This is a genomic window from Streptomyces sp. NPDC059696, from assembly GCF_042733745.1.
Lineage (GTDB): Bacteria > Actinomycetota > Actinomycetes > Streptomycetales > Streptomycetaceae > Streptomyces.
In genome coordinates this window covers 68,902-95,811 of sequence record NZ_JBHWFG010000029.1, presented here as the reverse complement: position 1 = coordinate 95,811, position 26,910 = coordinate 68,902, and the positions used below count along the sequence as shown (strand labels likewise).

Annotated in this window: 23 protein-coding genes; 18 read left to right on the top strand and 5 right to left on the bottom strand. The window is 73.4% G+C overall.

Annotated elements, in window-relative coordinates:
• Position 1 precedes the first annotated feature (1 nt).
• From ACFV20_RS27805 to cobC, 12 genes are read left to right on the top strand one after another with little or no spacing between them, the layout of a single operon-like run.
• Positions 2 to 1,510, top strand: coding sequence for a cobyric acid synthase (locus ACFV20_RS27805; protein WP_385661068.1), 1,509 nt, complete (start codon positions 2 to 4; stop codon positions 1,508 to 1,510).
• The gene (gene cobN, locus ACFV20_RS27800) at positions 1,507 to 5,163 is read left to right on the top strand and encodes a cobaltochelatase subunit CobN (RefSeq protein ID WP_385661065.1); all 3,657 of its coding nucleotides are present in this window, start codon (positions 1,507 to 1,509) and stop codon (positions 5,161 to 5,163) included. The genes ACFV20_RS27805 and cobN overlap by 4 nt, the downstream gene beginning before the upstream one ends.
• Positions 5,160 to 7,157: a putative cobaltochelatase gene (locus tag ACFV20_RS27795; RefSeq protein WP_385661062.1), complete on the top strand. Its 1,998-nt coding sequence runs from the start codon at positions 5,160 to 5,162 to the stop codon at positions 7,155 to 7,157. The genes cobN and ACFV20_RS27795 overlap by 4 nt, the downstream gene beginning before the upstream one ends.
• Positions 7,157 to 7,756, top strand: a complete 600-nt coding sequence (gene cobO / locus ACFV20_RS27790; RefSeq protein WP_053670752.1) for a cob(I)yrinic acid a,c-diamide adenosyltransferase — start codon at positions 7,157 to 7,159, stop codon at positions 7,754 to 7,756. Before ACFV20_RS27795 ends, cobO begins: the two co-directional genes overlap by 1 nt.
• Positions 7,753 to 9,303, top strand: a complete 1,551-nt coding sequence (locus tag ACFV20_RS27785) for a cobyrinate a,c-diamide synthase (protein WP_385661058.1) — start codon at positions 7,753 to 7,755, stop codon at positions 9,301 to 9,303. Before cobO ends, ACFV20_RS27785 begins: the two co-directional genes overlap by 4 nt.
• A complete protein-coding gene (cobI, locus tag ACFV20_RS27780) occupies positions 9,300 to 10,049 on the top strand; it encodes a precorrin-2 C(20)-methyltransferase (RefSeq protein WP_385661054.1) in 750 nt (249 codons plus the stop codon). The genes ACFV20_RS27785 and cobI overlap by 4 nt, the downstream gene beginning before the upstream one ends.
• A 59-nt stretch (positions 10,050 to 10,108) precedes the next feature.
• Positions 10,109 to 10,927: a precorrin-4 C(11)-methyltransferase gene (gene cobM, locus ACFV20_RS27775; protein ID WP_355832165.1), complete on the top strand. Its 819-nt coding sequence runs from the start codon at positions 10,109 to 10,111 to the stop codon at positions 10,925 to 10,927.
• Entirely contained in the window at positions 10,924 to 12,162 is a 1,239-nt protein-coding gene (gene cbiE, locus ACFV20_RS27770) for a precorrin-6y C5,15-methyltransferase (decarboxylating) subunit CbiE (RefSeq protein ID WP_385661051.1), read from the top strand. The genes cobM and cbiE overlap by 4 nt, the downstream gene beginning before the upstream one ends.
• The gene (gene cobJ, locus ACFV20_RS27765) at positions 12,159 to 13,850 is read left to right on the top strand and encodes a precorrin-3B C(17)-methyltransferase (protein ID WP_385661048.1); all 1,692 of its coding nucleotides are present in this window, start codon (positions 12,159 to 12,161) and stop codon (positions 13,848 to 13,850) included. Before cbiE ends, cobJ begins: the two co-directional genes overlap by 4 nt.
• On the top strand, positions 13,847 to 14,434 hold the full coding sequence (locus tag ACFV20_RS27760; RefSeq protein WP_358954161.1) for a precorrin-8X methylmutase: 588 nt from the start codon (positions 13,847 to 13,849) through the stop codon (positions 14,432 to 14,434). The genes cobJ and ACFV20_RS27760 overlap by 4 nt, the downstream gene beginning before the upstream one ends.
• A complete protein-coding gene (locus ACFV20_RS27755; RefSeq protein ID WP_385661043.1) occupies positions 14,431 to 15,354 on the top strand; it encodes a sirohydrochlorin chelatase in 924 nt (307 codons plus the stop codon). Before ACFV20_RS27760 ends, ACFV20_RS27755 begins: the two co-directional genes overlap by 4 nt.
• Positions 15,344 to 16,399: an Rv2231c family pyridoxal phosphate-dependent protein CobC gene (cobC, locus tag ACFV20_RS27750; protein WP_385661040.1), complete on the top strand. Its 1,056-nt coding sequence runs from the start codon at positions 15,344 to 15,346 to the stop codon at positions 16,397 to 16,399. Before ACFV20_RS27755 ends, cobC begins: the two co-directional genes overlap by 11 nt.
• Before the next feature lie 29 nt (positions 16,400 to 16,428).
• Here cobC and ACFV20_RS27745 read toward each other — a convergent pair whose 3' ends face one another.
• Both ACFV20_RS27745 and ACFV20_RS27740 read right to left on the bottom strand, forming a co-directional pair.
• Positions 16,429 to 17,340: an SCO1860 family LAETG-anchored protein gene (locus ACFV20_RS27745; RefSeq protein WP_385661037.1), complete on the bottom strand. Its 912-nt coding sequence runs from the start codon at positions 17,338 to 17,340 to the stop codon at positions 16,429 to 16,431.
• A 365-nt stretch (positions 17,341 to 17,705) separates the two neighbouring features.
• On the bottom strand, positions 17,706 to 18,797 hold the full coding sequence (locus ACFV20_RS27740) for an amidohydrolase family protein (RefSeq protein WP_385661034.1): 1,092 nt from the start codon (positions 18,795 to 18,797) through the stop codon (positions 17,706 to 17,708).
• 134 nt (positions 18,798 to 18,931) lie between these two features.
• On the opposite strand from ACFV20_RS27740, the gene ACFV20_RS27735 reads away from it, so the two are divergent.
• The 6 genes from ACFV20_RS27735 (at position 18,932) to thpD (ending at position 24,250) form a co-directional block, all read left to right on the top strand.
• Positions 18,932 to 20,032: a pyridoxal-phosphate-dependent aminotransferase family protein gene (locus tag ACFV20_RS27735; RefSeq protein WP_385661031.1), complete on the top strand. Its 1,101-nt coding sequence runs from the start codon at positions 18,932 to 18,934 to the stop codon at positions 20,030 to 20,032.
• 118 nt (positions 20,033 to 20,150) lie between these two features.
• Entirely contained in the window at positions 20,151 to 20,702 is a 552-nt protein-coding gene (locus tag ACFV20_RS27730; protein WP_385661028.1) for a DinB family protein, read from the top strand.
• A gap of 340 nt (positions 20,703 to 21,042) precedes the next feature.
• Complete coding sequence (gene ectA / locus ACFV20_RS27725; RefSeq protein WP_385661026.1) at positions 21,043 to 21,549, top strand: diaminobutyrate acetyltransferase; 507 nt, start codon at positions 21,043 to 21,045, stop codon at positions 21,547 to 21,549.
• A 64-nt stretch (positions 21,550 to 21,613) separates the two neighbouring features.
• Complete coding sequence (ectB, locus tag ACFV20_RS27720) at positions 21,614 to 22,885, top strand: diaminobutyrate--2-oxoglutarate transaminase (protein ID WP_385661024.1); 1,272 nt, start codon at positions 21,614 to 21,616, stop codon at positions 22,883 to 22,885.
• 44 nt (positions 22,886 to 22,929) lie between these two features.
• A complete protein-coding gene (locus tag ACFV20_RS27715) occupies positions 22,930 to 23,328 on the top strand; it encodes an ectoine synthase (RefSeq protein ID WP_234849536.1) in 399 nt (132 codons plus the stop codon).
• Between the two features lie 7 nt (positions 23,329 to 23,335).
• Positions 23,336 to 24,250 carry an ectoine hydroxylase gene (gene thpD / locus ACFV20_RS27710; protein ID WP_385661021.1) on the top strand — a complete coding sequence of 305 codons (915 nt, stop codon included), beginning with the start codon at positions 23,336 to 23,338 and terminating at the stop codon, positions 24,248 to 24,250.
• 180 nt (positions 24,251 to 24,430) lie between these two features.
• Here thpD and ACFV20_RS27705 read toward each other — a convergent pair whose 3' ends face one another.
• The 3 genes from ACFV20_RS27705 to ACFV20_RS27695 form a co-directional block, all read right to left on the bottom strand.
• Positions 24,431 to 25,483: an aminotransferase class V-fold PLP-dependent enzyme gene (locus tag ACFV20_RS27705; protein ID WP_385661018.1), complete on the bottom strand. Its 1,053-nt coding sequence runs from the start codon at positions 25,481 to 25,483 to the stop codon at positions 24,431 to 24,433.
• A 96-nt stretch (positions 25,484 to 25,579) separates the two neighbouring features.
• Positions 25,580 to 26,296, bottom strand: coding sequence for a DsbA family oxidoreductase (locus ACFV20_RS27700; RefSeq protein ID WP_385661016.1), 717 nt, complete (start codon positions 26,294 to 26,296; stop codon positions 25,580 to 25,582).
• Between the two features lie 74 nt (positions 26,297 to 26,370).
• Positions 26,371 to 26,865 (bottom strand): GNAT family N-acetyltransferase, encoded by a 495-nt coding sequence (locus ACFV20_RS27695; RefSeq protein WP_385661014.1) that lies wholly within the window; start codon positions 26,863 to 26,865, stop codon positions 26,371 to 26,373.
• Positions 26,866 to 26,910 lie beyond the last annotated feature (45 nt).

Below are 26,910 nucleotides of genomic sequence, written 5' to 3'. Positions count from 1 at the left end.
CATGAGCGGTGGGCTTCTCGTTGCCGGCACCACCTCCGACGCCGGCAAGAGCGTCGTGACCGCCGGTATCTGCCGGTGGCTGGTGCGCCAAGGCGTCAAGGTCGCGCCCTTCAAGGCACAGAACATGTCCCTGAACTCCTTCGTGACGACGGAGGGGGCCGAGATCGGACGGGCCCAGGCCATGCAGGCGCAGGCCTGCCGCGTCGAGCCGACCGCGCTGATGAACCCGGTGCTGCTCAAGCCCGGCGGCGAGCAGAGCAGTCAGGTCGTGCTGCTGGGCAAGCCGGTCGGGGAGATGAGCGCGCGTGGCTACCACGGCGGACGCCAACAGCGGCTGCTCGGGACGGTGCTGGACTGCCTGGAGCAGTTGCGGGGCACGTATGACGCGGTGATCTGTGAGGGGGCCGGTTCTCCCGCCGAGATCAATCTGCGGCGGACGGACATCGTGAACATGGGGATCGCCCGGAACGCCGGGCTGCCCGTGCTCGTCGTCGGCGACATCGATCGGGGCGGGGTGTTCGCCTCGTTCTTCGGGACGGTGGCGCTGCTGTCGCCCGAGGACCAGGCCTGTGTCGCCGGGTTCCTCGTCAACAAGTTCCGCGGGGACGTCTCCCTGCTGGAGCCGGGTCTGGAGATGCTGCACGGCCTCACGGGGCGCAGGACGTACGGCGTGCTGCCGTTCCGGCACGGGCTCGGGATCGACGAGGAGGACGGCCTCAGGGTCTCCCTGCGGGGGGTGGTGCGGGAGTCCGTCGTCGCCCCGCCGGTCGGCGAGGACGTGCTGCGCGTCGCGGTCTGCGCCGTGCCGCTGATGTCCAACTTCACCGACGTGGACGCCCTGGCCGCCGAACCGGGCGTCGTGGTGCGGTTCGTGGACCGGCCGGAGGAGCTGTCCGACGCCGACCTCGTCATCGTGCCCGGCACCCGCGGGACGGTCCGGGCGCTGGAGTGGCTGCGCGAGCGCGGGCTGGCCGACGCCCTGGTCCGCAGGGCCGCCGAGCAGCGGCCCGTGCTCGGCATCTGCGGCGGCTTCCAGATCCTCGGCGAGCACATCGAGGACGACGTGGAGAGCCGCCGGGGCCACGTCGACGGGCTCGGGATGCTGCCCGTACGGGTGCGGTTCGCCCGCGAGAAGACCCTCACCCGGCCGTCCGGGGAGGCCCTCGGGGAGCACGTCGAGGGTTACGAGATCCACCACGGGGTCGCCGACGTCACCGGCGGAGACCCCTTCCTGGACGGCTGCCGGGTCGGCCAGACCTGGGGCACGCACTGGCACGGCTCACTGGAGTCGGACGGCTTCCGGCGGGCCTTTCTGCGCGAGGTGGCGGCCGCCGCGGGCCGCCGCTTCGTGCCCGCGCCGGACACCTCGTTCGCCGCGCTGCGCGAGGAGCAGCTCGACCGGCTCGGCGACCTGATCGAACAGCACGCGGACACCGACGCGCTGTGGCGGCTCATCGAGTCCGGCGCGCCGCAAGGACTGCCCTTCATTCCACCGGGAGCACCCGCATGAGCACTGTGTTGTTGTTGTCGACCGCCGACACGGACCTGCTGGCGGCCCGGGCCGCCTCAGGTGCCGACTACCGGATCGGCAACCCGACCCGCGTGGACGTCCGGGAGGAGCTTCCGGCCCTGCTGGACGGGGCCGGCATCGCCGTCGTCCGGCTGCTCGGCGGCAAGCGGGCCTGGGAGGACGGGCTCGCCGCGCTGAAGGCGTCCGGCATCCCGACCGTGCTGCTGGGCGGCGAGGCCGTGCCGGACGCGGAGCTGATGGCCGAGTCGTCCGTCCCGGCCGGTGTCGTCGCCGAGGCGCTCAGGTACCTCGTGGAGGGCGGCCCGGACAACCTGACCGAACTCGCCCGGTTCCTCTCGGACACCGTGCTGCTGACGGGCGAGGGCTTCGACGAGCCTCGGAAGATGCCCGAGTACGGCGTCCACGGCGAGCGTGAGCTCGTGCCGGGCCGCCCGACCGTCGGCGTGCTCTTCTACCGGGCCCACGAACTGAGCGGCAACACCGCCTTCGTGGACACCCTGTGCGACGCGATCGAGGCGCGCGGCGCCAACGCGCTGCCCGTGTACTGCGGTTCGCTGCGCGGCGCGGACGCGGGGCTGTACGAGATCCTCAGGCAGGCCGACGCCCTGGTCGCGACCGTCCTCGCCGCGGGCGGCACGCACGCCTCGCAGGCCTCGGCGGGCGGCGACGAGGAGGCCTGGGACATCGGCGCCCTCGCCGAGCTCGACATCCCCGTGCTGCAGGGCCTGTGCCTGACGTCGTCGCGGCAGGCCTGGTCGGACTCGGACGCCGCCCTCTCCCCCATGGACGCCGCGATGCAGGTGGCCATCCCGGAGTTCGACGGACGGCTGATCACCGTGCCGTTCTCCTTCAAGGAGCAGGGCCCGGACGACGTGCCCGTCTACGTCGCCGACCCGGAGCGGGCGGGGCGCGTCGCCGGCATCGCCGTACGGCACGCGCGGCTGCGGCACAAGGAGAACGCCGAGAAGAAGCTCGCGCTGGTCTTCACCGCCTACCCGACCAAGCACTCGCGGGTCGGCAACGCGGTCGGTCTCGACACCCCGGCCTCGGCGGTGCGGGTGCTGGACGCGCTGCGGGACGCCGGGTACGTCGTCGAGGGGCATCCGGACGAGGGCGACGAGCTGATCCACCGGCTCATCAACGCCGGCGGGCACGACGTGGAGTGGCTGACGGAGGAGCAGCTGGCCGCCGCGCCCGCGCGGGTGCCGCTGGCGGACTACCGGGCGTGGTTCGAGAAGCTCGACCCGGAGTTGAGGGACGCCATGACCGAGGCGTGGGGCGAGCCGCCGGGCAGCCTCTACGTCGACGGCGACGACATCGTGCTGGCGTCCCTGCAGTTCGGGAACGTCGTGGTGCTGATCCAGCCGCCGCGCGGCTTCGGCGAGAACCCGATCGCGATCTACCACGACCCGGACATGCCGCCGTCCCACCACTACATGGCGGCCTACCGGTGGCTGGAGAACAGTTTCGGCGCCGACGCGATCGTCCACATGGGCAAGCACGGCACCATGGAGTGGCTGCCCGGCAAGGGGCTCGGGCTCAGCGGCGGCTGCGCGCCGGACGCGGTCCTCGGGGACCTGCCGCTGGTCTACCCGTTCATCGTCAACGACCCGGGCGAGGGCACCCAGGCCAAGCGCCGCGGGCACGCCACGGTCGTCGACCACCTCGTGCCGCCGATGGCCCGCGCCGACACCTACGGCGACCTGGCCAAGCTGGAGCAGCTCCTCGACGAGTACGCCCTCGTCTCCGATCTGGACCCGGCGAAGGCCCCGACCGTGCGCGCCCAGATCTGGACGCTGGTCAAGGCCGCCGAACTCCACCACGACCTGCATGTCGACGAGCAGCCGGACGACGAGGAGTTCGACGAGTTCGTCATGCACATCGACGGCTATCTGTGCGAGATCAAGGACGTGCAGATCCGCGACGGCCTGCACATCCTGGGCGGCGGTCCGGTCGGCGAGCCGCGCGTGAACCTCGTGCTGGCCGTGCTGCGCGCCTCGCAGGTGTGGGGCGGACAGGCCAACGCGCTGCCGGGCCTGCGGGCGTCGCTGGCGGAGCACTTCGGGCTGGTGGAGAAGGAGCTGCTGGCCGAGCCGGGCGCTCCGGTGAAGGTGCCCGTCGAGCTGACGGACCTGGTGGACGGCCCGGCCCGCAGCGCCGCCGACGCGATCGACCTGCTGGAGCAGTTGTGCCGGCGGATCGCCGAGGGCATGGAGGAGCGCGGCTGGGCGGTCGAGGCGAGCGCGCCGCTGGTCCGGGAGGTCCTCGGCACCGAACTCCCCGACGCCGTCGCCGTGCTGGAGTTCGCCTGCACCGAGGTCGTGCCCCGGCTGGAGAAGACCACCGACGAGATCGGGCACATCCTGCGGGCACTGCGGGGCGGTTACGTCCCGGCCGGCCCCTCCGGTTCGCCGACCCGTGGGCTCGTCAACGTCCTGCCGACGGGCCGCAACTTCTACTCCGTCGACCCCAAGGCCATTCCGTCCCGGCTGAGCTGGGAGGTCGGGCAGTCGCTCGCGGACTCGCTGGTGCAGCGGTATCTGCAGGACACCGGTGAGTACCCGACGTCCGTCGGCCTGACGGTGTGGGGCACCTCGGCGATGCGCACCCAGGGCGACGACATCGCCGAGATCCTGGCGCTGCTGGGCTGCCGGCCGGTGTGGGACGACGCCTCGCGCCGGGTGACCGGGTGCGAGGTGATCCCGCTCGCGGAGCTCGGCCGGCCGCGCATCGACGTGACGGTCCGCATCTCGGGCTTCTTCCGGGACGCGTTCCCGCACGTCGTGGGCCTGATCGACGACGCGGTGCGCACGGTCGCCGAGCTGGACGAGCCGGCGGAGTCCAACTTCGTCCGGGCACACGCCGACCAGGACACCGCCGAGCACGGCGACCGCCGCCGGGCCACGGCCCGCATCTTCGGCTCCAAGCCGGGCGCCTACGGGGCCGGTCTGCTGCCGCTGATCGACGCCCGCAACTGGCGCTCCGACGCGGACCTCGCCGAGGTGTACGCGGTGTGGGGCGGCTACGCCTACGGGCGGGGGCTCGACGGGCGGGCCGCGCGCGGGGACATGGAGACGGCGTTCAAGCGGATCGCCGTCGCCGCGAAGAACGTCGACACCCGCGAGCACGACCTCGTCGACGCCGACGACTACTTCCAGTACCACGGCGGCATGGTCGCCATGGTGCGGCACCTGACGGGCGCGAGCCCCGAGGCGTACGTCGGCGACTCGGCCACCCCGGACCAGGTGAAGACCCGCACGCTCGGCGAGGAGACGCACCGCGTCTTCCGCGCCCGGGTGGTCAACCCGCGCTGGATGGCGGCCATGCGGCGGCACGGCTACAAGGGCGCCTTCGAGATGGCGGCGACCGTCGACTACCTCTTCGGCTACGACGCCACTGCGGGCGTGGTCGACGACTGGATGTACGAGAAGCTCAGCGCCGAGTACGTCTTCGACCCGGAGAACCGGGACTTCATGAAGAAGTCCAACCCCTGGGCGCTGCGCGGCATCACCGAGCGGCTGCTGGAGGCCGCGGAGCGCGGACTGTGGGCCGAGCCGGACGCGGAGACGCTGGAACGGCTGCGCACCACCTACCTGGAACTCGAAGGCGACCTGGAGGGCGACGAGAAGTGAGCACCCCCTTTCCGTTCACGGCCGTCGTCGGCCAGGACGACCTGCGGCTCGCGCTGCTGCTGAACGCCGTGTCCCCGGCGGTCGGCGGTGTGCTGGTGCGCGGCGAGAAGGGCACGGCCAAGTCGACGGCGGTGCGGGCGCTGTCGGCGCTGCTGCCTGAGGTCCCGGTCGTCCCCGGCTGCCGCTTCTCCTGCGACCCCGCCTCCCCCGACCCGGGGTGCCCGGACGGGCCCCACGAGACCGGCGGCGGTGCCGAGCGGCCCGCCCGCATGGTCGAACTGCCCGTCGGCGCCTCCGAGGACCGGCTGGTCGGCGCGCTGGACATCGAGCGGGCGCTCGCGGAGGGCGTGAAGGCCTTCGAGCCGGGCCTGCTGGCCGACGCGCACCGCGGGATCCTCTACGTCGACGAGGTCAACCTCCTCCACGACCACCTGGTCGACCTGCTGCTGGACGCGGCCGCGATGGGCGCCTCGTACGTCGAGCGCGAGGGCGTCTCCGTGCGGCACGCGGCCCGCTTCCTGCTCGTCGGCACCATGAACCCCGAGGAGGGCGAACTGCGGCCGCAGTTGCTCGACCGGTTCGGGCTGACCGTCGAGGTCGCGGCCTCGCGGGAGCCGGACCAGCGGGTGGAGGTGGTCCGGCGGCGGCTGGCCTACGACGAGGACCCGGCCGCCTTCGCCGCGCGCTGGGCCGAGGAGGAGGCCGCCGTACGGGCGCGGATCGTCGCCGCGCGGGAGCTGCTGCCGTCCGTGCGGCTGGGCGACGGGGCGCTGCGGCAGATCGCGGCGACCTGCGCGGCCTTCGAGGTGGACGGCATGCGCGCCGACATCGTGATGGCGCGGACCGCCACGGCGCTGGCGGCCTGGGCCGGGCGCACGGACGTGCTCGCGGAGGACGTCCGGCAGGCGGCGCTGCTGGCGCTGCCGCACCGGCGGCGGCGCAACCCCTTCGACGCGCCGGGGCTCGACGAGGACAAGCTCGACGAGACCCTGGAGGAGTTCGGCGGCTCGGACGACGACGACCCGGACCCGGACGGCGGCCCGGACGGGCCCGGCGGGGGCGGCGGACAGCCGGAACCCGACGACGCGCCCCAGGGCGACGGCGACACCGCGGCCCGGCCCGAGGCCGGCGAGGGCGGGCAGCCGCAGCCCTCGGGCGGCGGCGAGCAGTCGGCCGTGCGGGCGTCGGAGCCGTTTCGCACCAAGGTGCTGAGTGTGCCCGGGATCGGCGAGGGTGCGGCCGGGCGGCGCTCGCGGGCGCGCACCGAGCACGGGCGGACGACCGGGGCCCGGCGGCCCCGGGGCGCCCTGACCAAACTGCACCTGGCGGCGACCGTGCAGGCGGCGGCCCCGCACCAGCGGGCGCGCGGACGGTCCGGGCCGGGCCTGGTGGTGCGCCGGGACGATCTGCGGCAGGCCACCCGCGAGGGGCGCGAGGGCAATCTCGTGCTGTTCGTCGTGGACGCCTCCGGGTCGATGGCGGCACGGCAGCGGATGAGCGCCGTGAAGGGCGCCGTGCTGTCGCTGCTGCTCGACGCCTACCAACGGCGCGACAAGGTGGGCCTGGTGACCTTCCGCGGCACGGACGCGGACGTGGCGCTGCCCCCGACCTCGTCGGTGGACGCGGCGGCGGCCCGCCTGGAGACGCTGCCGACGGGCGGGCGCACACCGCTCGCGGCGGGGCTGCTGCGCGCGCACGACGTGCTGCGTGTGGAGCGGCTGCGCGATCCCGCGCGGCGGCCGCTGGTCGTCGTGGTGACGGACGGGCGGGCCACCGGCGGCCCGGAGCCGGTCGCCCTGGCCGGGCGTGCGGCGCGGCTGTTCGCGGCCGACGGGGTCGCCTCCGTCGTCGTGGACTGCGAGTCGGGGCCGGTGCGGCTCGGACTCGCCGGGCAGCTCGCGGGTGAACTGGGCGGTACGGCCGTGACATTGGGCGAGCTGCGGGCGGACAGCATCGCCGGGCTGGTGAAGGACGTGCAGAGGAGGGCCGCGTAATGCCGCAGGGACAGCCGAGTGTGGTGCCCGACGACGGGCTGACGACCCGGCAGCGCCGGAACCGGCCGCTGGTCGTCGTCCACACGGGCGTCGGCAAGGGCAAGTCCACCGCCGCCTTCGGGCTCGCGCTGCGCGCCTGGAACCAGGGGTGGCCCATCGGGGTGTTCCAGTTCGTCAAGTCGGCGAAGTGGAAGGTCGGCGAGGAGAACGCGCTGCGGGTGCTCGGCGCCTCCGGCGAGGGCGGGTCCGTCGACTGGCACAAGATGGGCGAGGGCTGGTCGTGGGTGCAGCGCGATCAGCAGATGGACAACGAGGAGAAGGCCCGGGAGGGCTGGGAGCAGGTCAAGCGGGACCTGGCGGCCGAGACGTACAAGCTGTACGTGCTCGACGAGTTCGCCTACCCGATGCACTGGGGCTGGGTGGACACGGACGAGGTGATCTCGGTGCTGCGGGACCGGCCCGGGACCCAGCACGTCGTCATCACCGGGCGGAACGCGCCCGGGAAGCTCGTGGACTTCGCCGACCTCGTGACCGACATGTCCAAGGTCAAGCACCCCATGGACGCGGGCCAGAAGGGCCAGAGGGGCATCGAGTGGTGAGTGCTTCCGTCCCACGGCTGGTCATCGCCGCGCCCTCCTCGGGCAGCGGCAAGACCACCGTCGCCACGGGGCTGATGGCCGCGTTCGCCGCGCGGGGGCTCGCCGTGTCCCCGCACAAGGTCGGGCCGGACTACATCGACCCCGGGTACCACGCGCTCGCGACCGGGCGAGTGGGACGGAACCTGGATGCGTACCTGTGCGGGCCCGAGCTGGTCGGGCCGCTGTTCCTGCACGGGGCGCGGGGGTGTGACATCGCCGTCGTCGAGGGCGTGATGGGGCTGTACGACGGGGCCGCGGGCGAGGGAGAACTCGCGTCCACGGCGCATGTCGCGAAGCTGCTCGGGGCGCCGGTGGTGCTGGTCGTGGACGCGTCGTCGCAGTCACGGTCGGTGGCGGCACTGGTGCACGGGTTCGCCTCCTGGGACCCGCAGATGCGGGTCGGGGGCGTGATCCTGAACAAGGTCGCCTCGGACCGGCACGAGGAGCTGCTGCGGGAGGCGCTGGAGCAGGCGGGGGTGCCGGTGCTGGGGGTGTTGCGGCGGGCTCCGCAGGTGGACACGCCGTCGCGGCATCTTGGTCTGGTTCCTGTGGCTGAGCGGCGGGGGGCGGCGGTCGAGGCCGTTGCCGCGATGGCCGCGCAGGTCGTGGACGGTTGTGACCTGGGGGCGTTGGAAGCCCTGGCACGTGCAGCCGGGGCCGTGCCAGGGGGCTCCGCCCCCTGGACCCCCGCCTCGCCCGCCCACCACCCGACACGGTCGGATGACAGACGTCAGGCCCCTGCAGGCCCGACGCGGCCGGACGCACGGGGCCCTCTCCCCGACGGCCCGACGCGGTCGGACGAAACGCTAGCCACTCCCATCGGCTCGACGCGGTCGGACACCTGGGGCAGCACCCCCGGCGGCCCGACGCGGTCGGATGCGACGCGGGCGCCCGTCGTCGCTGTTGCCGGTGGGTCCGCGTTCACCTTCTCCTACGCCGAGCACACCGAACTGCTCACCGCCGCCGGCGCGGAGGTCGTCACCTTCGATCCGCTGCGGGACGAGGAGCTGCCCGAGGGGACCGCCGGGTTGGTGATCGGGGGCGGGTTTCCCGAGGTGTATGCCGCCGAGCTGTCCGCCAACGAACCCCTGCGCAAGGCCGTTGCCGACCTCGCGGCGAGCGGCGCTCCCGTGGCCGCCGAGTGCGCCGGGTTGCTGTATCTGTGCCGGGAGCTGGACGGGCTGCCGATGTGCGGCGTACTGGACGCCTCGGCGCGGATGACCGAGCGGCTCACGCTGGGCTACCGGGACGCCGTGGCCGTGAGCGACAGCGTGCTCGCGGCGGCCGGGACGCGGATGCGCGGGCACGAGTTCCACCGGACCGCCGTAGCGCCCGGCTCGGGGGCGGAGCCCGGCTCGGGGGCGGAGCCCGCCTGGGGGGTCCGCAGCCCCCGGCCGCGGGTCGAGGGTTTTGTACAGCGCGGTGTGCACGCGAGCTATCTGCACACGCACTGGGCGTCCGAGCCCGGTGTCGCCCGTCGGTTCGTCGAGAGGTGCCGGACGTCATGAGCAGCAGGCTGGTCGGAGTCGGGGTGGGGCCCGGGGATCCGGAGCTGGTGACCGTCAAGGGAGTCAACGCCCTGCGCGCGGCGGATGTCGTGGTGGTGCCCGTGATGGCTGCTCCCGACGGGCGGGACGGCGGCGAGCCCGGACGGGCCGAGGCGACCGTCCTGCACTACGTGCCCGGGGAGAAGGTCGTCCGGGTCGTGTTCGCGCTGAACGAGCGCAGCGACCGGGCGCGGCGCGAGGCGGCCTGGGACGCGGCCGGCGAGCGGGTCGCCGAGCTGCTGCGGCGGCACGCGTCGGTGGCCTTCGCGACGATCGGGGACCCCAACGTCTACTCGACGTTCACCTACCTCGCGCAGACCATCACCGAACTGGTGCCGGGGACGGTCGTCTCGACGGTGCCCGGGATCACCGCCATGCAGGACCTGGCCGCCCGGTCGGGTGCCGTGCTGACCGAGGGAACCGAGCCGCTCACGCTCGTGCCGGTCACCGCCGGGTCGGGCGTGCTGAAGGACGCGCTGGCCGGGCCGGGGACCGTGGTCGCCTACAAGTTCGGGCGGCAGGCGCACGAGGTCGCCGAGGCGCTGCGGGAGACCGGGCGGCTCGCCGACGCCGTGTGGGGATCGGCGCTCGGGCTGCCGGAGGAGTCCGTGCGCCGGGCCGCCGACCTCGACGACGCGCCCCTTCCCTACCTGTCGACGCTCATCGCACCCGCCCGGCGCGACGGCGGCCGGGGCGGAAAGCTCTGACCCGTCCGCCCACCGCCGCCCCTCCCCCGTTCCACCCCCTGTACGAGAGGACCCATCCCATGGCCGACGCCCCTGCCGGCAAAGTGACCTTCGTCGGTGCCGGCCCCGGCGCCGCCGACCTGCTGACGTTCCGTGCCGCCCGCGCCATCGCCGAGGCCGACGTCGTGATCTGGGCGGCCAGCCTGGTCCAGGAGGAGGTCCTCGAACACGCCCGCGAGGACGCGGAGATCCTCGACTCGGCGACCATGTCCCTGGAGGACGTCGTCGCCGTGTACGAGCGGGCCCGCGGCGAGGGGCTGAAGGTGGCCAGGATCCATTCCGGCGACCCGGCCCTGTGGGGCGGCACGCAGGAGCAGGTCGACCGCTGTGCCGAGATCGGCATCGCGACCGAGATCGTGCCCGGGGTGTCCTCCTTCTCGGCCGTCGCGGCCCTCGCGCAGCGCGAGCTGACCATCCCGGAGGTGGCGCAGTCGGTGGTGCTGACCCGGCTGGGCGGCGGCAAGACGCCGATGCCGCCCGGGGAGGAGGTCCGGGAGTTCGCCAAGCACGGCACCACCATGGCGGTGTTCCTCTCGGCCGCCCGCAGCGGGCAGCTCGTGCGGGAGCTGCTGGAGGGCGGCTACCCGACGACGACGCCGGTCGTGGTGGCGTACCAGGCGACCTGGCCGGAGGAGCTGGTCGTGAAGTGCACGATCGGCACGCTGGAGGAGACGGTCAAGGAGCACAAGCTCTGGAAGCACACCCTGTTCCTGGTCGGACCGGCGCTCGACGCGCACGGCACGCGCTCGCACCTGTACCACCCGGGTCACTTCCACGGCTACCGCAAGGCCGACCCGGAGGCCCGGCGGGCGCTGCGCGAGCGGGGGGCGAGTACGTGATCACGGTGGTCGGCACGGGGACGGGGGCGGCGCCTTCCGACGACGTCCTCGCCGATGCCGAGCTGGTCGTGGGCGGGCGGCGGCATCTCGACGCCGCCCGGCTGCCGGAGACGGCCGAGCGGGTCGTGCTCGGGCCGCTCGCCCCGGCCCTGGACACCGTCGGCGAGTACCTCGCGAAGGACCGTCCCGTCGTGGTGCTGGCCTCCGGCGACCCCGGGTTCTTCGGGATCGTGCGGGTGCTGGCCGAGCGGTTCGGGCCGGAGCGGCTGGACGTGCGGCCCGGGGTGTCGTCCGTCGCGGCCGCGTTCGCGCGGATCGGGCTGCCGTGGGACGACGCCGTGGTGGTGAGCGCCCACGGGCGGGAGCTGCGCACGGCCGTCAACGTGTGCCGGGCGCAGGCGAAGACGGCCGTGCTGACCGGGCCGGGCGCGGGTCCGGCGGAGCTGGGTGCCGCGTTGCGGGACACGGCACGGGTGCTGGTCGTCGCCTCCGGGCTCGGCTCGGACGCGGAGCGCGTGGAGCGGGTGACGCCCGCCGAGGCCGCCGCCCGGGACTGGGGCACGGCGGTGAACGTGGTGCTGTGCCTGGACCGGGCGCGGGCGCTCGGCCCCGTGCGGACGGTCGCGGGGCCCGGGGAGCGGCCCGCCGGCTGGGCCCTGGAGGAGGCGGAGTTCGCCCACCGGGACTCGATGATCACCAAGTTCGAGGTGCGGGCCCTGGCCCTGGCCCGGCTGGGACCGCGCCCGGGTGACCTGGTGTGGGACGTGGGCGCGGGCTCGGGGTCCGTGGCCGTGGAGTGCGCGCGGCTCGGTGCGGCCGTGACCGCCGTGGAGAAGACCGCGGACGGCGCGGACCGGGTCCGCGCCAACGCCGCCGCGCACGGTGTGGACGTGCGGGTGGTGCGGGGCGCGGCACCGGAGGCGCTCGCGGAGCTCGCCGAGATCCCGGACGCCGTGTTCGTGGGGGGCGGCGGGCGCGAACTGCCTTCGATCGTCGCCGCGTGCGCACGGCGTGCCCGGCGCACGGTGGTCGTCGCCATGGCGGCGCTCGACCGGGTGCCGGCCGCGCGCGAGGCCCTGGCGAGCGCCGGTCTCAGCTGCGACGGCGTGCTGTTGCAGTCGTCGCGGCTCGCGCCGCTGCCCGGGGACGTGACCCGGCTCGCGGCGACCAACCCCGTTTTCCTGCTGTGGGGCGTCCGGCCCCCGGCAGCCGTCGAAGAAGGAGTCGCTCAGTGATCGGCCTCATTTCCGCCACGGCGGCGGGAGCTGCCGCGCGGGACCGGCTGGCCGCCGCGTGGCCGGACCGCACCCGGGTGTACGAGGGTCCCGTCGGGGACGCCGTACGGACCGCGTTCGCGCAGTGCGAGCAGCTCGTGTGCTTCCTGGCGACGGGGGCTGTGGTGCGGCTGGTGGCACCGCTGCTGTCCGGCAAGACCGAGGACCCGGGCGTGGTGTGCGTCGACGAGGGCGGGCGGTTCGCCGTGTCCCTGCTGGGCGGGCACGCGGGCGGCGCCAACGAACTGGCCCGTGAGGTGGGTGACCTGCTCGGTGCCGAGCCGGTGGTGACGACGGCCACGGACGCCGTGGACCTGCCGGGTCTGGACACCCTCGGCCTGCCCGTGGAGGGCGATGTCGCCGCGGTGTCGCGGGCGCTGCTGGACGGTGAGGCGGTGGAACTGCGGGCCGAGGTGGCCTGGTCCCTGCCGCCGCTGCCGGTCGCCGAGGCGGGGTCGTACGCGATCCGGTTGACCGACCGGCTCGTCGAGGCGGCCGAGCGCGAGGTGGTGCTGCGTCCGCCGACCCTGGTGGTCGGGGTCGGGGCGTCCAAGGGCGCGCCGGCGGAGGAGATCCTCGGGCTGGTCGAGGCCGCCCTGCGGGAGGCCGGTCTGTCGGGGGCGTCCGTCGCCGAACTCGCCACCGTCGACGCCAAGGCCGGGGAGCAGGGCATCGTCGAGGCCGCGGAACGGCTCGGGGTGCCCCTGGTGACGCACTCGGCCGAGAAGCTGGCCGGCGTCGACGTGCCCAACCCGTCCGACGCGCCGCTCGCCGCCGTCGGGACCCCCTCCGTCGCGGAGGCCGCCGCGCTCGTCGGCGGGGGCGAACTGCTCGTCCCCAAGCGGAAGTCGGCCGCGAGCCCGGCGATGGCGACCTGTGCCGTCGTACGGCGGCCGGGGCGCGGGCGGCTCGCGGTGGTCGGGCTCGGGCCGGGCGCCCGGGACCTGCTGACGCCGCGCGCGCAGGCCGAACTGCGGCGCGCGTCCGTGCTCGTGGGGCTCGACCAGTACGTCGACCAGATCCGTGATCTGCTGCGGCCCGGCACCCGCATCCTGGAGTCGGGGCTCGGTGCCGAGGAGGAGCGGGCCCGCACGGCCGTCGAGGAGGCCCGCAAGGGTCAGGCCGTCGCACTGATCGGCAGTGGGGACGCGGGCGTCTACGCCATGGCCTCCCCCGCCCTGGCCGAGGCCTCCGACGACATCGACGTGGTCGGTGTGCCCGGGGTGACGGCCGCACTCGCGGCCGGTGCCATCCTGGGCGCGCCGCTGGGCCACGACCACGTGTCGATCAGCCTGTCCGACCTGCACACGCCGTGGGAGGTCATCGAACGGCGGGTGCGGGCGGCGGCCGAGGCGGACATCGTGGTCACCTTCTACAACCCCCGTTCACGCGGCCGTGACTGGCAGCTCCCCAAGGCGCTGGGCATCCTCGCCGAGCACCGGTCCCCGGTGACGCCCGTCGGTGTCGTGCGCAACGCCTCGCGGCCGGACGAGTCCAGCCGGCTCACCACGCTGGGCTCCCTCGACCCGGCGACGGTCGACATGATGACGGTCGTGACCGTGGGCAACACCGCGACCCGGGACATCGCGGGGCGCATGGTGACGCCGCGCGGCTACCGCTGGCAGACAGCGCAGGAGGGTGCCGAGTGAACCGCGTCGTCCATCCCATCGAGGTGGAGTCCTACCGGCGTCTGCGGGCCCGGCTGGACACCTCGCACTTCCCGCCGCTGACCCGGGCGGTCGTGGAGCGGGTCATCCACTCCGCCGCCGACCTCGACTACGCCGGCGACCTCGTCATGGACGAGGCCGCCCTGGAGAAGGCGCACGCGGCGCTGCACGCCGGGGCTCCCGTGGTCGTCGACGTGGAGATGGTCGGCGCCGGCATCACCCGGCGCGAGACCGTCTGCCGTCTGAAGGACGCCGAGTCCGGGCCCGGTCTGACCCGGTCCGCGCACGCCATCCGGCTCGCCTACGAACAGGTCGGGCCCGGCGCCCTCTGGGTGATCGGCAACGCGCCGACCGCACTGGAGGAACTGCTGACGCTCGACGCCGACCCCGCGCTCGTCATCGGCCTGCCCGTCGGTTTCGTCGGAGCGGTCGAATCGAAGGCCGCGCTGCGCGAGAGCGGACTGCCCGCCGTGAGCAACGTGTCCGAGAAGGGCGGGTCGGCGGTCGCCGCCGCCGCGCTCAACGCCCTGCTGTACCACCCCACTTCCGCCGAGGAGAAACTGTGACCACCCCGCCCGCCCTGCTCATCGCCGGCCACGGCACCCGGGACGACGCCGGAGCCGAGGCGTTCCGCGACTTCGTACGGCAGCTGGGGGCCCGGCACCCCGAATTGCCCGTCGCGGGCGGCTTCATCGAGCTGTCCCCGCCGCCGCTCGGCGAAGCCGTCACCGAACTGGTCGAGCAGGGCGTACGGCGCTTCGCCGCCGTCCCGCTGATGCTGGTGTCCGCCGGGCACGCCAAGGGCGACATCCCGGCGGCCCTGGCCCGCGAGAAGGAGCGGCACCCGGGCATCTCGTACACGTACGGGCGTCCGCTCGGCCCGCACCCGGCGCTGCTGAACGTGCTGGAGCGGCGGCTGGACGAGGCCCTGGGCTCGTCGGACCGCTCGCCGGGCGACCGGTCCGACGTGACGGTGCTGCTGGTGGGGCGCGGCTCCACGGACCCGGACGCCAACGCCGAGGTGCACAAGGCGGCCCGGCTGCTGTGGGAGGGGCGCGGCTACGCGGGTGTCGAGACGGCGTTCGTGTCGCTGGCGGCGCCGGACGTGCCGAGCGGGCTCGACCGCTGTGTGCGGCTGGGCGCGCGGCGGATCGTGGTCCTGCCCTACTTCCTGTTCACGGGCATCCTGCCGGACCGGGTGCGGCACCAGACGGAGGGCTGGGCCGCCGCGCATCCGGAGGCCGAGGTGCTGTCGGCCGACGTCATCGGGCCGGAGCCGGAGCTGCTCGACCTGGTGTGGGAGCGGTACGAGGAGGCCGTCAAGGGCGATCTGCGGATGAACTGCGACTCCTGCGTCTACCGCATCGCGCTGCCGGGCTTCGAGGACAAGGTGGGCATGCCGCAGCAGCCGCACTTCCACCCGGACGACGACGACCACCACCACGGGCACGGGCACCACCACGGCGCTCACTCGCATGCGCACTGAGCACGGGCACGATCTGCGCCACCACGGGGACGCGGAGGTCCGGGACGACGGCGGTTCGCTCGTCGACCTCGCCGTGAACGTCCGCGCGGACACGCCGCCCGCCTGGCTGCGGGAGCACATCGCCGCGTCCCTGGACGGGCTCGCGGCCTACCCGGACGGGCGGGCCGCGCGGGCGGCGGTGGCCGCGCGGCACGGGCTGCCGGTGGAGCGGGTGCTGCTGACGGCGGGCGCGGCGGAGGCGTTCGTGCTGCTGGCGCGGGCGCTGAAGGTGCGGCGGCCGGTCGTCGTGCACCCCCAGTTCACGGAGCCGGAGGCGGCGCTGCGGGACGCGGGGCACACGGTCGGCCGGGTGCTGCTGCGGGAGGAGGACGGTTTCCGGCTGGACCCGGCGGCGGTCCCCGAGGACGCGGACCTGGTGGTGATCGGCAACCCGACGAACCCGACGTCGGTGCTGCACCCGGCGGACACGCTCGCCTCACTCGCCCGGCCCGGGCGGGTGCTGGTGGTGGACGAGGCGTTCATGGACGCGGTGCCGGGCGAGCGCGAGGCCCTGGCCGGGCGGGTCGACGTGCCGGGCCTCGTGGTGCTGCGCAGCCTGACCAAGACGTGGGGACTGGCCGGGCTGCGGATCGGCTACGTGCTGGCGGCGCCGGAGACCATAGAGGAGCTGGAGCGTGCGCAGCCCCTGTGGCCGGTGTCGACCCCGGCGCTGGCCGCGGCCGAGGCGTGCGTGGGGCCGCGTGCGGTGGCGGAGGCGGCTCACGCGGCGCACCGCGTGGCGGCGGACCGTGCGCACCTGCTGACCGGCCTCGCCCGCTTCACCCCGGCCGGGCTGCGCGTGGCAGGCCCCGCGCAGGGCCCGTTCGTCCTGATCCGCCTGCCCCGCGCGACCGCGGTCCGCCGGCGTCTGCGCGACCTCGGCTGGGCCGTCCGCCGCGGCGACACGTTCCCCGGCCTGAACGAGGAGTGGCTACGGCTGGCGGTACGGGACCGCGCCACGACCGACGGGTTCCTCCGGGCCCTGGAGCAGGCGCTGGAGGCCTGAGAGCACCACGTGGCGTCCTGCCCGCGGGGTCAGCCGCGGCGGCGGGACAGGGCCACCGCCCCTCCTCCCGCCGCGAGCAGGACGAGTGCGCCGGCCACGGCGTACGGCGTCGTCGAGCCGCCGCCGGTCTCGGCCAGGCCCGCCTGGGCGGGTTCCCCCTGCGGCTTGACGTCGGCCGGTGCGGCCGACGGTTCGGCCGGGGGCTGGGCGGCGGGCTCGGTCTTCGGTGTGCGGCAGGTCGCCTCGGCCAGTGTGAGGGTGCCGTCCACCTCGGCCACGTTCAGCTTCAACGGGTTGACGGACACCTTGAGTTCGAGGGCGGTGGCGGCGGCGTCCCGGGTGGTCGTGCGGGTCCGGGCCAGGTCCAGGCGCACCTCGCCGACGCCCGGCACCTTGACGTCCGTCGGTCCGCCGGCGGTCAGGGTCACGCGCTTGCCCAGCACGGTCACCGAGCCGGGCAGTCGGGTCGTGGCGGACGGCTTCTTTCCCACCGCGCAGGTGGCCTTCGCGGTGACCTGGTCGACCTCGATGACCGACGGCAGCGGCAGCCCGGGGACGTGCAGGCGGGCGTGGGCCAGGGTGCTGCTGCCCTCGGCCTCGGTGGCGGACGTCGTGGCTCTCGCCTCGGCCACCTTCGCGCTCAGCACGTTGAAGGGCCGGCCGCCGTCCACCGCGTCGAGGGTGGCCGTCAGGGAGGTCTTGTCGGCGCTGCGCGGCGCCGAGACGTCGTTGAGGGAGACGGCGAGAGGGACGTTGACCGACTTGTTCAGCAGGGAGACGTCCAGGCCGGTGCGCAGCACGACGGCGCTCGCGCGGCCGTGGTCGCCGGTGGCGTGCGCCGGGCTCACGCCGGTCAGTGCCACGGGCCCGGCGGCGAGGGCCGTGGCGGTCGCGACGGTCGCCAGTCGGCGGGCGGGCATGCGGAAGGAAGGGCTGTTCACGGTGGGACTCCTGGGGAGACAGGCTCGGGACCCGGAAAGAATCGCCGCACCGCGCGCACGGCGTCAGCGATCCGACGCCGCTTCACTCCAACGTGGCGACACCGAGGATCCATTCGATTCCCTCGGCACAGGCGTTCCCCACCCTCACCCTCACGGCCTCCCGCTCACAGTCGGCAGCCCCCGTTCGAGGTCCCCCGAACCCCCACCCTCACGGCCGCCCGGCCCTCCCGCTCGCAGTCGGCAGCCCCCCTTCGCGGTCCCGCGCCCCCTCACGGCCGCCCGGCCCTCCCGCTCGCAGTCGGCAGCCCCCCTTCGCGGTCCCGCGAGCCCCCACTCTCACGGCCGCCCGGCCGTCCCGCTCGCGGCTAGCCGACCACGCGCCCGTTCAGCACCACCCGGCGCGGCGATGCCAGTACCCGTACGTCGGCCCGCGGATCCTCGTCGTAGACGACGAGGTCGGCCGGGGCGCCCTCGTCCAGGCCGGGGCGGCCGAGCCAGGCGCGGGCCGTCCAGGTGCCCGCGGCGAGGGCCGCGACGGGCGGGATGCCGGCCGTGACGAGTTCACCGACCTCGGCGGCGGCCAGACCGTGGGCGAGGCTGCCGCCGGCGTCGGTGCCGACGAAGACGGGGATCCCGGCGTCGTAGGCGCCGCGCACGGTGTCGTAGCGGCGTTCGTGGAGCCGGCGCATATGGGCGGACCAGCGGGGGAACTTGCTCTCGCCGCCGTCCGCGAGCTGCGGGAACGTCGCGATGTTGACCAGGGTCGGGACGATGGCGACACCGCGCTGCGCGAACAGCGGGATGAGGTCCTCGGTGAGGCCCGTGGCGTGCTCGATGCAGTCGATGCCCGCCTCGACGAGGTCCCGCAGGGAGTCCTCGGCGAAACAGTGCGCGGTCACGCGGGCGCCCAGGCGGTGAGCCTCGGCGATCGCCGCCTCCACCGCCTCGCGCGGCCAGCACGCCGACAGGTCGCCGAGGTCGCGGTCGATCCAGTCGCCGACCAGCTTGACCCAGCCGTCCCCGCGGCGGGCCTCCTGCGCGACATGGGCGACCAGGTCCTCCGGCTCGATCTCCCAGGCGTAGTTGCGGATGTAGCGCCGGGTCCGGGCGATGTGCCGCCCGGCACGGATGATCTTGGGCAGGTCCTCCCGGTCGTCGATCCAGCGGGTGTCGGAGGGCGACCCGGCGTCGCGGATGAGCAGGGTGCCGGCGTCCCGGTCCGTCAGGGCCTGTTTCTCGGCGACGTCCGCGGGGACCGGGCCGTGCCGGTCGAGTCCGACGTGGCAGTGCGCGTCGACCAGTCCGGGCAGGGCCCAGCCGACGACCGTGCGGATGTCGCGGGCGCCGGCGGGACGGTCGTAGGAGACGCGGCCGTCGACCACCCACAGCTCGTCCCGGACGTCCTCCGGGCCGACGAGCACCCGCCCCTTCACGTGCAGCACCACCTGATCGCTCATGCACCGCACCTTAGTGAGCCGGGCGCGGCCGATCGACGGGGGCCGGTGTGGGCGGGACTCGCCGCGCGGGGGGCCGGTGGCCGCCGGTTACTCTCGATGCGGTCGATCCTGCTGTGAGTGAAGAGAGCATTGCCGTGACGCACCCGTTTCTGGACCTGGCCCCGCTCGGCGCGGACCGCTTCGCCGCGATCGAGGACCGCGTGGCGCGGCTGCTGAGCACCCGGCAGGACGTCGTGATCATGCAGGGTGAGGCGCTGCTGCCGCTGGAGGGCGCGATCCGAGCCGCCGCCGGCCCGGGCACGACGGCCCTGAACGTGATCACGGGGCCGTACGGCCAGACCTTCGGCGACTGGCTGCGGGACTGCGGGGCCACGGTGATCGACCTGGCGGTGCCCTTCCACACGGCGGTCACGGCCGAGCAGATCCGGCAGGCCTTCGCCGAGCACCCGCAGATCGACTTCGTGTCCCTGGTGCACGCGGAGGCGGCGACGGGCAACACCAACCCGGTCGCGGAGATCGGCGAGGTCGTCCGGGCACACGGGGCGCTGTTCTACCTGGACGCCGTGGCGTCGATCGGGGCCGAGCCGGTGCTGCCGGACGCCTGGGGCGTGGACCTGTGCGTGATCGGGGCGCAGAAGGCGATGGGCGGTCCGGCGGGTGTCTCGGCGGTGTCGGTGAGCGAGCGGGCCTGGGCGCGGATGGCGGCCAACCCGAAGGCGCCGCGCCGGTCGTACCTGTCGCTCCTGGACTGGAAGGAGCGGTGGATCGACGCCGGCCGCAAGGCGCTGCTGCACGCGCCCGCGCAGTTGGAGATGCTGGCGCTGGAGGCCTGCGTGGAGCGGATCGAGGCCGCCGGTCTCGACGCCGTGACGGCCCGGCACGCGGCCGCCGCGGCGGCGACCCGGGCCGGAGCCGTCGCGCTGGGCGGCGGGCTGGAGCCGTACGTGTACGAGGCGCGGGACGCGGCGCCGGTGGCCACGACGCTGCGGGCACCGTCCCAGGTGGTGGCGTCGGAGCTGGTCCGGCGGGCGCTGGAGGCGGATCCGGCGGTGCCGCTCGCGGCCGGCGGCGGTGCGCTGGCCAAGGAGATGATCCGGGTCAACCACTACGGCGCGGACGCGACGCCCGGTGCGGTGCGGGCGAGTCTGGCCGCCCTGGGGGTGGCGCTCTCCGAGCAGGGGCTGCCGGTGGACGTGGAGGCGGCACTGCGCGCCGTCGAGGGGGCGTGGCGGTAGCCGTCGGCTGCCGGTGGACGTGGAGGCGGCACTGCGCGCCGTCGAGGGGGCGTGGCGGTAACCGTCGGCTGCCGCCTGCCGGGACACCGTTGTCAGTGCCCCGTGCCATGCTCCCCGTATGACTGCCGACACACCTGCCGCCACACCTGCCGACACCCCGTCCGTCCTGCCCGACGGCCGTCCCGTCCCGCGTCTCACGGGCGACGAGCGGGCCATGCTGGAGAGCTGGCTGGACTTCCACCGGGCGACGCTGGAGCTGAAGTGCGCCGGGCTGGACGACGCCCAGGTGCGGATCGCGGCGGCCGAGCCGTCGTCGCTGACCCTGCTCGGGCTGGTGCAGCACCTCGCCGAGGTCGAGCGGAACTGGTTCCAGCGGGTCGCCGTCGGGCATGCCGCACCACCGTTGTTCGAGGACGCGACCGGCTACGCGCTGGATCCGGCGCGCGGTCTGGAGGAGGCGCTCGGGATCTGGCGGCGGGAGATCGCGCGGGGGCGGGAGCTGTGCGCGGGGCTGCCGCTGGACCACATCGGGCGGGTCGAAGAGGGGCCGGTGCCCGGCATGGAGGTCAGCCTGCGCTGGGTGCTGATCCACATGATCGAGGAGTACGCGCGGCACAACGGTCACGCCGATCTCCTGCGGGAGCGTATCGACGGAGTGACCGGGGCCTGAATTCCACGTTCTTTCCGCGGCGTCCCGCATGTAAGCTGGCACACAATTAAAGAATTCCCTCAAGAAAAGCTTCCCGTATTCTTCTGCCCGCTTTTCCTGGTCCTAAACGCGCAGATTTTGAGGACACTCGGAGGGGAAATCCCGGCGGACTCCGGGGGGCTTACATGGTTGTGACGCGTTACACATCGTGACCATTATGCCCGGTATTTCCGGGACAATATCGGGCATACACCCGCCTCGTCGCCCGCGTCCTCGCGCTCGCGCGATAACACAGACGAGCCCTATATGTAACCCCGATCGACGATGCAATTTTGAATTTCGCTGGGTAAGTTCGATTTGCATGACCGCCGTACAAGCAGATCCGCAAATCGACCGCCCCACCGTGGCCGACGGAGCCGCACTCTGGCGGATGGCGAAGGACTCGAAGGTTCTCGACCTGAACTCGTCCTACAGCTATCTGCTGTGGTGCCGGGATTTCGCCGCCACCACGGCCGTCGCCCGCGACGAGCAGGGTGAGCCGATGGGTTTCATCACCGGGTACGTGCGGCCGGACAGCCCGCACACCCTGCTGGTCTGGCAGGTGGCGGTGGACGAGGCCCACCGCGGGCGCGGACTGGCCGCCGCGCTGCTCGACGGCCTGGTCGCCCGGACCGCGGCCGAGCGCGGGGTGACGACGGTGGAGACCACCATCACCCCGGGCAACACCGCCTCGGAGCGTCTGTTCACGTCGTTCGCCGAGCGTCACGGCGCGCCGCTGGAGCGCGAGGTGCTCTTCGACACGGCCGTGTTCCCCGACGGGCCGCACGACCCCGAGGTGCTCTACCGCATCGGCCCGCTGCCCCACTGAGACTTCCCGTCCCACCCCACTCCCGTCCCACAGACTTCCCCCACGTACCGAGGAGCGATTCGTCGTGACCATCACCCAGCCGGACCTGAGCGTCTTCGAGACCGTCGAGTCCGAGGTGCGCAGCTACTGCCGCGGCTGGCCCACCGTCTTCGACCGTGCGGTGGGCAGCCGCATGTACGACGAGGACGGTCATGAGTACCTCGACTTCTTCGCCGGAGCCGGGTCACTGAACTACGGGCACAACAACCCGGTCCTGAAACGCGCGCTGATCGACTACCTGGAGCGCGACGGCGTCACGCACGGGCTCGACATGTCGACCACCGCGAAGCGCACGTTCCTGGAGGCCTTCCAGAACCTGCTGCTGCGCCCGCGCGACCTGCCGTACAAGGTCATGTTCCCGGGCCCGACCGGCACCAACGCCGTGGAGGCCGCGCTGAAGCTGGCGCGCAAGGTGAAGGGGCGCGAGTCGATCGTGTCCTTCACCAACGCCTTCCACGGCATGTCGCTGGGCTCGCTGGCCGTGACCGGCAACGCCTTCAAGCGGGCCGGGGCCGGCATCCCGCTGGTGCACGGCACGCCCATGCCGTTCGACAACTACTTCGACGGCACCGTCGAGGACTTCCTGTGGTTCGAGCGGCTGCTGGAGGACCAGGGCTCGGGCCTCAACAAGCCCGCCGCGGTGATCGTCGAGACCGTGCAGGGCGAGGGCGGCATCAACGTGGCCCGGGCCGAGTGGCTGCGCGCCCTGTCCGAGCTGTGCGAGCGGCAGGACATGCTGCTGATCGTCGACGACATCCAGATGGGCTGCGGCCGTACCGGCGCGTTCTTCTCCTTCGAGGAGGCGGGCATCGTGCCGGACATCGTCACCGTCTCGAAGTCGATCAGCGGTTACGGCCTGCCCATGTCGCTGTGCCTGTTCAAGCCCGAGCTCGACGTCTGGGAGCCGGGCGAGCACAACGGCACGTTCCGCGGCAACAACCCGGCGTTCGTCACGGCCACCGCGACCCTGGAGACCTACTGGGCCGACGGTTCCGCGATGGAGAAGCAGACCCGCAAGCGCGGTGAGCAGGTCGAGCAGGCGCTGATCTCCATCACCGAGGAGAACCTGGCCGACGTGAAGGAGTACCGGGGCCGCGGCCTGGTGTGGGGCATGGAGTTCCACGACAAGGCCCGTGCCGGCAAGGTCGCCAAGCGCGCCTTCGAACTCGGGCTGCTCATCGAGACCTCCGGCCCGGAGAGCGAGGTCGTGAAGCTGCTTCCCGCGCTCACCATCACGCCCGAGGAGCTGGACGAGGGCCTCAGTGTGCTGGCCCGCGCCGTCCGAGAGACCGCCTGACACCGAACCAAGAGCACCATTCATCTAGGAGGCATCGCAGCACCGTGATTGTCCGTTCGTTCAAGGAGATCGAAGGTACCGACCGGCACGTGAAGGCGGCGTCCGGTACGTGGGAGAGCAAGCGCATCGTCCTCGCCAAGGAGAAGGTCGGTTTCTCCCTGCACGAGACCATCCTGTACGCGGGTACGGAGACGTCGATGTGGTACGCGAACCACATCGAGGCCGTCGTCTGTGTGGAGGGCGAGGCCGAGCTGACCGACCACGAGACCGGGCTGACCCACACGATCACGCCCGGCACGATGTACCTCCTGGACGGGCACGAGAGGCACACGCTGCGGGTCAAGCAGGACTTCCGCTGCCTCTGCGTGTTCAACCCGCCCGTGACCGGACGGGAGGACCACGACGAGAACGGCGTCTACCCGCTGCTCACCGAGGAGGTGTGACGTTTCCATGACCGCCACCACCGACACGACCACCACCGCCGGTATCCCGGACCTCTACCCCACCCGCGGTGCCACCGAGGTGCCCACCCCGCGGCAGGACCCGGTCGTCTGGGGCGCGCCCGACGCGCCCGGGCCGATCGTGCCCGGCGACCTGCTGTCCTTCGAGCGCGACGGTTTCCTCGCCATCGATCAGCTGATCACGGACGACGAGGTCGCCGTCTACCGCAACGAGCTGAACCGGCTGGTCAACGACCCGGACATCCGGGCCGACGAGCGGTCGATCGTCGAGCCGCAGTCCAAGGAGATCCGCTCGGTCTTCGAGGTGCACCGCATCAGTGAGGTGTTCGCCAAACTGGTCAGTGACGAGCGGGTCGTCGGCCGCGCCCGGCAGATCCTCGGCTCGGACGTGTACGTCCACCAGTCGCGGATCAACGTCAAGCCGGGGTTCGGCGCCAGTGGTTTCTACTGGCACTCGGACTTCGAGACGTGGCACGCGGAGGACGGACTGCCGCGGATGCGCACGGTGTCGGTCTCGATCGCGCTGACCGAGAACTACGACACCAACGGCGGTCTCATGATCATGCCGGGGTCGCACAAGACGTTCCTCGGGTGTGCGGGTGAGACGCCGAAGGACAACTACAAGAAGTCGCTGCAGATGCAGGACGCGGGCACGCCGTCCGACGAGGCGCTGACCCAGATGGCCACGCAGCACGGCATCAGGCTGTTCACCGGCAAGGCCGGATCGGCGACCTGGTTCGACTGCAACGCCATGCACGGTTCCGGCGACAACATCACGCCGTTCCCGCGCAGCAACGTCTTCATCGTGTTCAACAGCGTGGAGAACACGGCCGTGGAGCCCTTCGCGGCCCCGATCCGCCGCCCGGAGTTCATCGGTGCGCGGGACTTCACGCCCGTCCGGTAGATGCTTTCCGGCCGGGGGTCCGGGGGGTGGCCCCCGGGAAGACACGGCATCGGTGCGCGGGACTTCACGCCGGTGAAGTAACGGGTGTCGGCGGTGACCCGGTCACCGGCGGGACGGCTGTGTGACAGAGCTGCCGGGTGGGGCCTCCTCGTGTGGGACGGGAGGCCCCACCCGGTTTTGTCATGCCGCGAGCGCGTCCAGGAGCCGGTCCACGTCCGCCGCCGTGTTGTAGAGGTGGAACGCGGCCCGCAGGTTCCCGGCCCGGTCGGAGACCTCGATGCCCGACCGGCTCAGCTCACCCTGCCGGTGCCCGAGCCCCGGCACCGACACGATCGCCGAGCCCGGCGCCGCCACCGGCTCGTGCCCCAGCCGGGCGAGTCCGGTGCGGAAGCGGTCCGCGAGGCCGACGTCGTGGGCGTGCACGGCGTCCACCCCGATCTCCTCCAGCAGTTCCAGGGACGCGCGCAGCCCCGCGTACGTGAACAGGGCGGGGCTGACGTCGAACCGCCGTGCGGAGTGGGCGAGTTCCTCGACGGGGCCGTAGCAGCTGTCCCAGGGGACCTCGCCGGCCACCCAGCCGGCGAGCAGCGGGGTGAGTCCGCCGAAGTCCGGCGGGGCGACGAAGAAGGCGGCCCCGTGCGGGCCCAGAAGCCATTTGAATCCGACGGCGGCGAGGAAGTCGTCGGCGTCGGCGTCCATCGGCAGCCAGCCGGCCGACTGGGAGGCGTCGACGTAGGTGCGGGCGCCGTGCGCCCGGGCCGCCTCCCGCACGGCGGGCAGGTCGGCGAGACGGCCGTCGGCGGACTGCGCGGCGCTGACCGCGACGAGCGCGGTGCCGGGGCGGACGGACTCGGCGAGCCGCTCCAGGGGAACGGCCCGTACCTTGAGGTCGCCGCGCGTGTGGAACGGGTTCACCAGCGAGGAGAAGTCGGCCTCAGCCGTGAGGACTTCGGCACCGGCGGGCAGCGAGGCGGCGATCAGGCCGCCGTACTCGGCGACCGACGCACCGGTCGCGACCCGCTCGGCCGGAACGCCGGCCAGCCGGGCGAAGGACGCCCGGGCGGACTCCACGTCCTCGTACAGGGGACCCAGGGGTGTGCCCTCGGCCCGCATCCGCACCGCCCGCTGTACGGCGCTGACGGTACGGGCGGGCAGGAGCCCGTTGCTCGCGGTGTTGAGGTAGGTGTGCTTCGGGGTGAACTCGGCACGGACGAGGTTCTCGAAGGTCTCCATGGGACCACTCTGCGTCCCCGGGATCTCCCCGTCCATTGCCGTTTTCTGCGTGATGCCGCCAAGGAACGCTTATGCATGCGCTCCGAGCTGGGCGTTTCAGTGCTGGGGCACGGCACAGCCGTCCGGGCCGCAGGCGTCCGCGTCCGCGTCGCCGTCGACGATCCGCAGGGCCGGGCGCTCGCCGTACGCCTGGGCCAGGGCCCGGGCGAAGACCTCGGCGGGCTGGGCGCCGGAGACGCCGTACTTCCGGTCGAGCACGAAGAAGGGCACGCCGTTCGCCCCGAGCTGCGCGGCCTCACGCTCGTCGGCGCGGACCTCGGCGGCGTACGCGTCCGGGTCGGCGAGCACCGTGCGCACGGCCCGGGCGTCCAGCCCGGCGGCCACGGCGAGGTCCACCAGCCGCTCGTCGTCGTTGAAGACGGAGCGCTCCTCGGCGAAGTTGGCCCGGTACAGCGCGTCGAGCAGCTGGTCCTGGCGGCCCTGCTCCTTGGCGAAGTGCAGCAGGCGGTGCATGTCGAAGGTGCTGCCGTGGTCGCGGCCGCGGGTGCGGTAGTCGAGGCCCTCGGCGGCGGCCTGGGCCCCGAGGTTGTCCTCCCCGGCCTCGGCCTGTGCGGCGCTCATCCCGTACTTTTTGGTGAGCATCGTGATCACGGGCTGGATGTCGTCCTTGGCGCGTCCCGGGTCCAGCTCGAAGGAGCGGTGCACCACCTCGACGTCGTCGCGGTGCGGGAAGTCCCGCAGCGCCTTCTCGAAGCGGGCCTTGCCCACGTAGCACCAGGGGCAGGCGATGTCGCTCCAGATCTCGACGCGCATGTCTCGGCTCTCTCCAGGTCGTACGGGTACGGAGACTCCCTCCGCCAGGTGGATGAACGTTCAAGCAGCGGGCTTCATTCCCCGGGCACCGCGCACCGCATCCGCAGGTGGTGGTCCCCCGGCCCGGCCGGTTCCGGGACCCACCCCTGCCGCCGGTAGAACGCCTGCGCCCGCAGGTTGCCGACATGCACGTCGAGCACGGCGGTCCGCCTGCCGTCGCCCTGCCACTCCTCGACGCAGGCGGCGTGCAGCGCGGTGCCGACACCGCGGCGCCAGTGACCGGGGTCGACGTGGAACTGGAACAGCTTCACCTCGTCCGCCGGGGCTTCCTCGGGCGTGCGGAAGGAGGCGAGGCCGATCATGCGCCCCGCCTCCACCACGCACAGCACCCGCCCGTCCGGCCGGGTGAGGGCACCGCGCCAGGCCTCGGTCCAGTCGGTGCCGTCCTGGGGGACACCGCCGGGGTAGTAGGTCGCCCGGGCCCGGGCGTGCAGCGCGACGACGTCCGCCACCTCGGCGGGCAGGACGGTACGGATCACACGGCCCGGAACCACTCGGTTGCTGATCATGGAACGGAGGACGAGAGCGGGCCGGGACGCGGTTCCCGGCCGCCC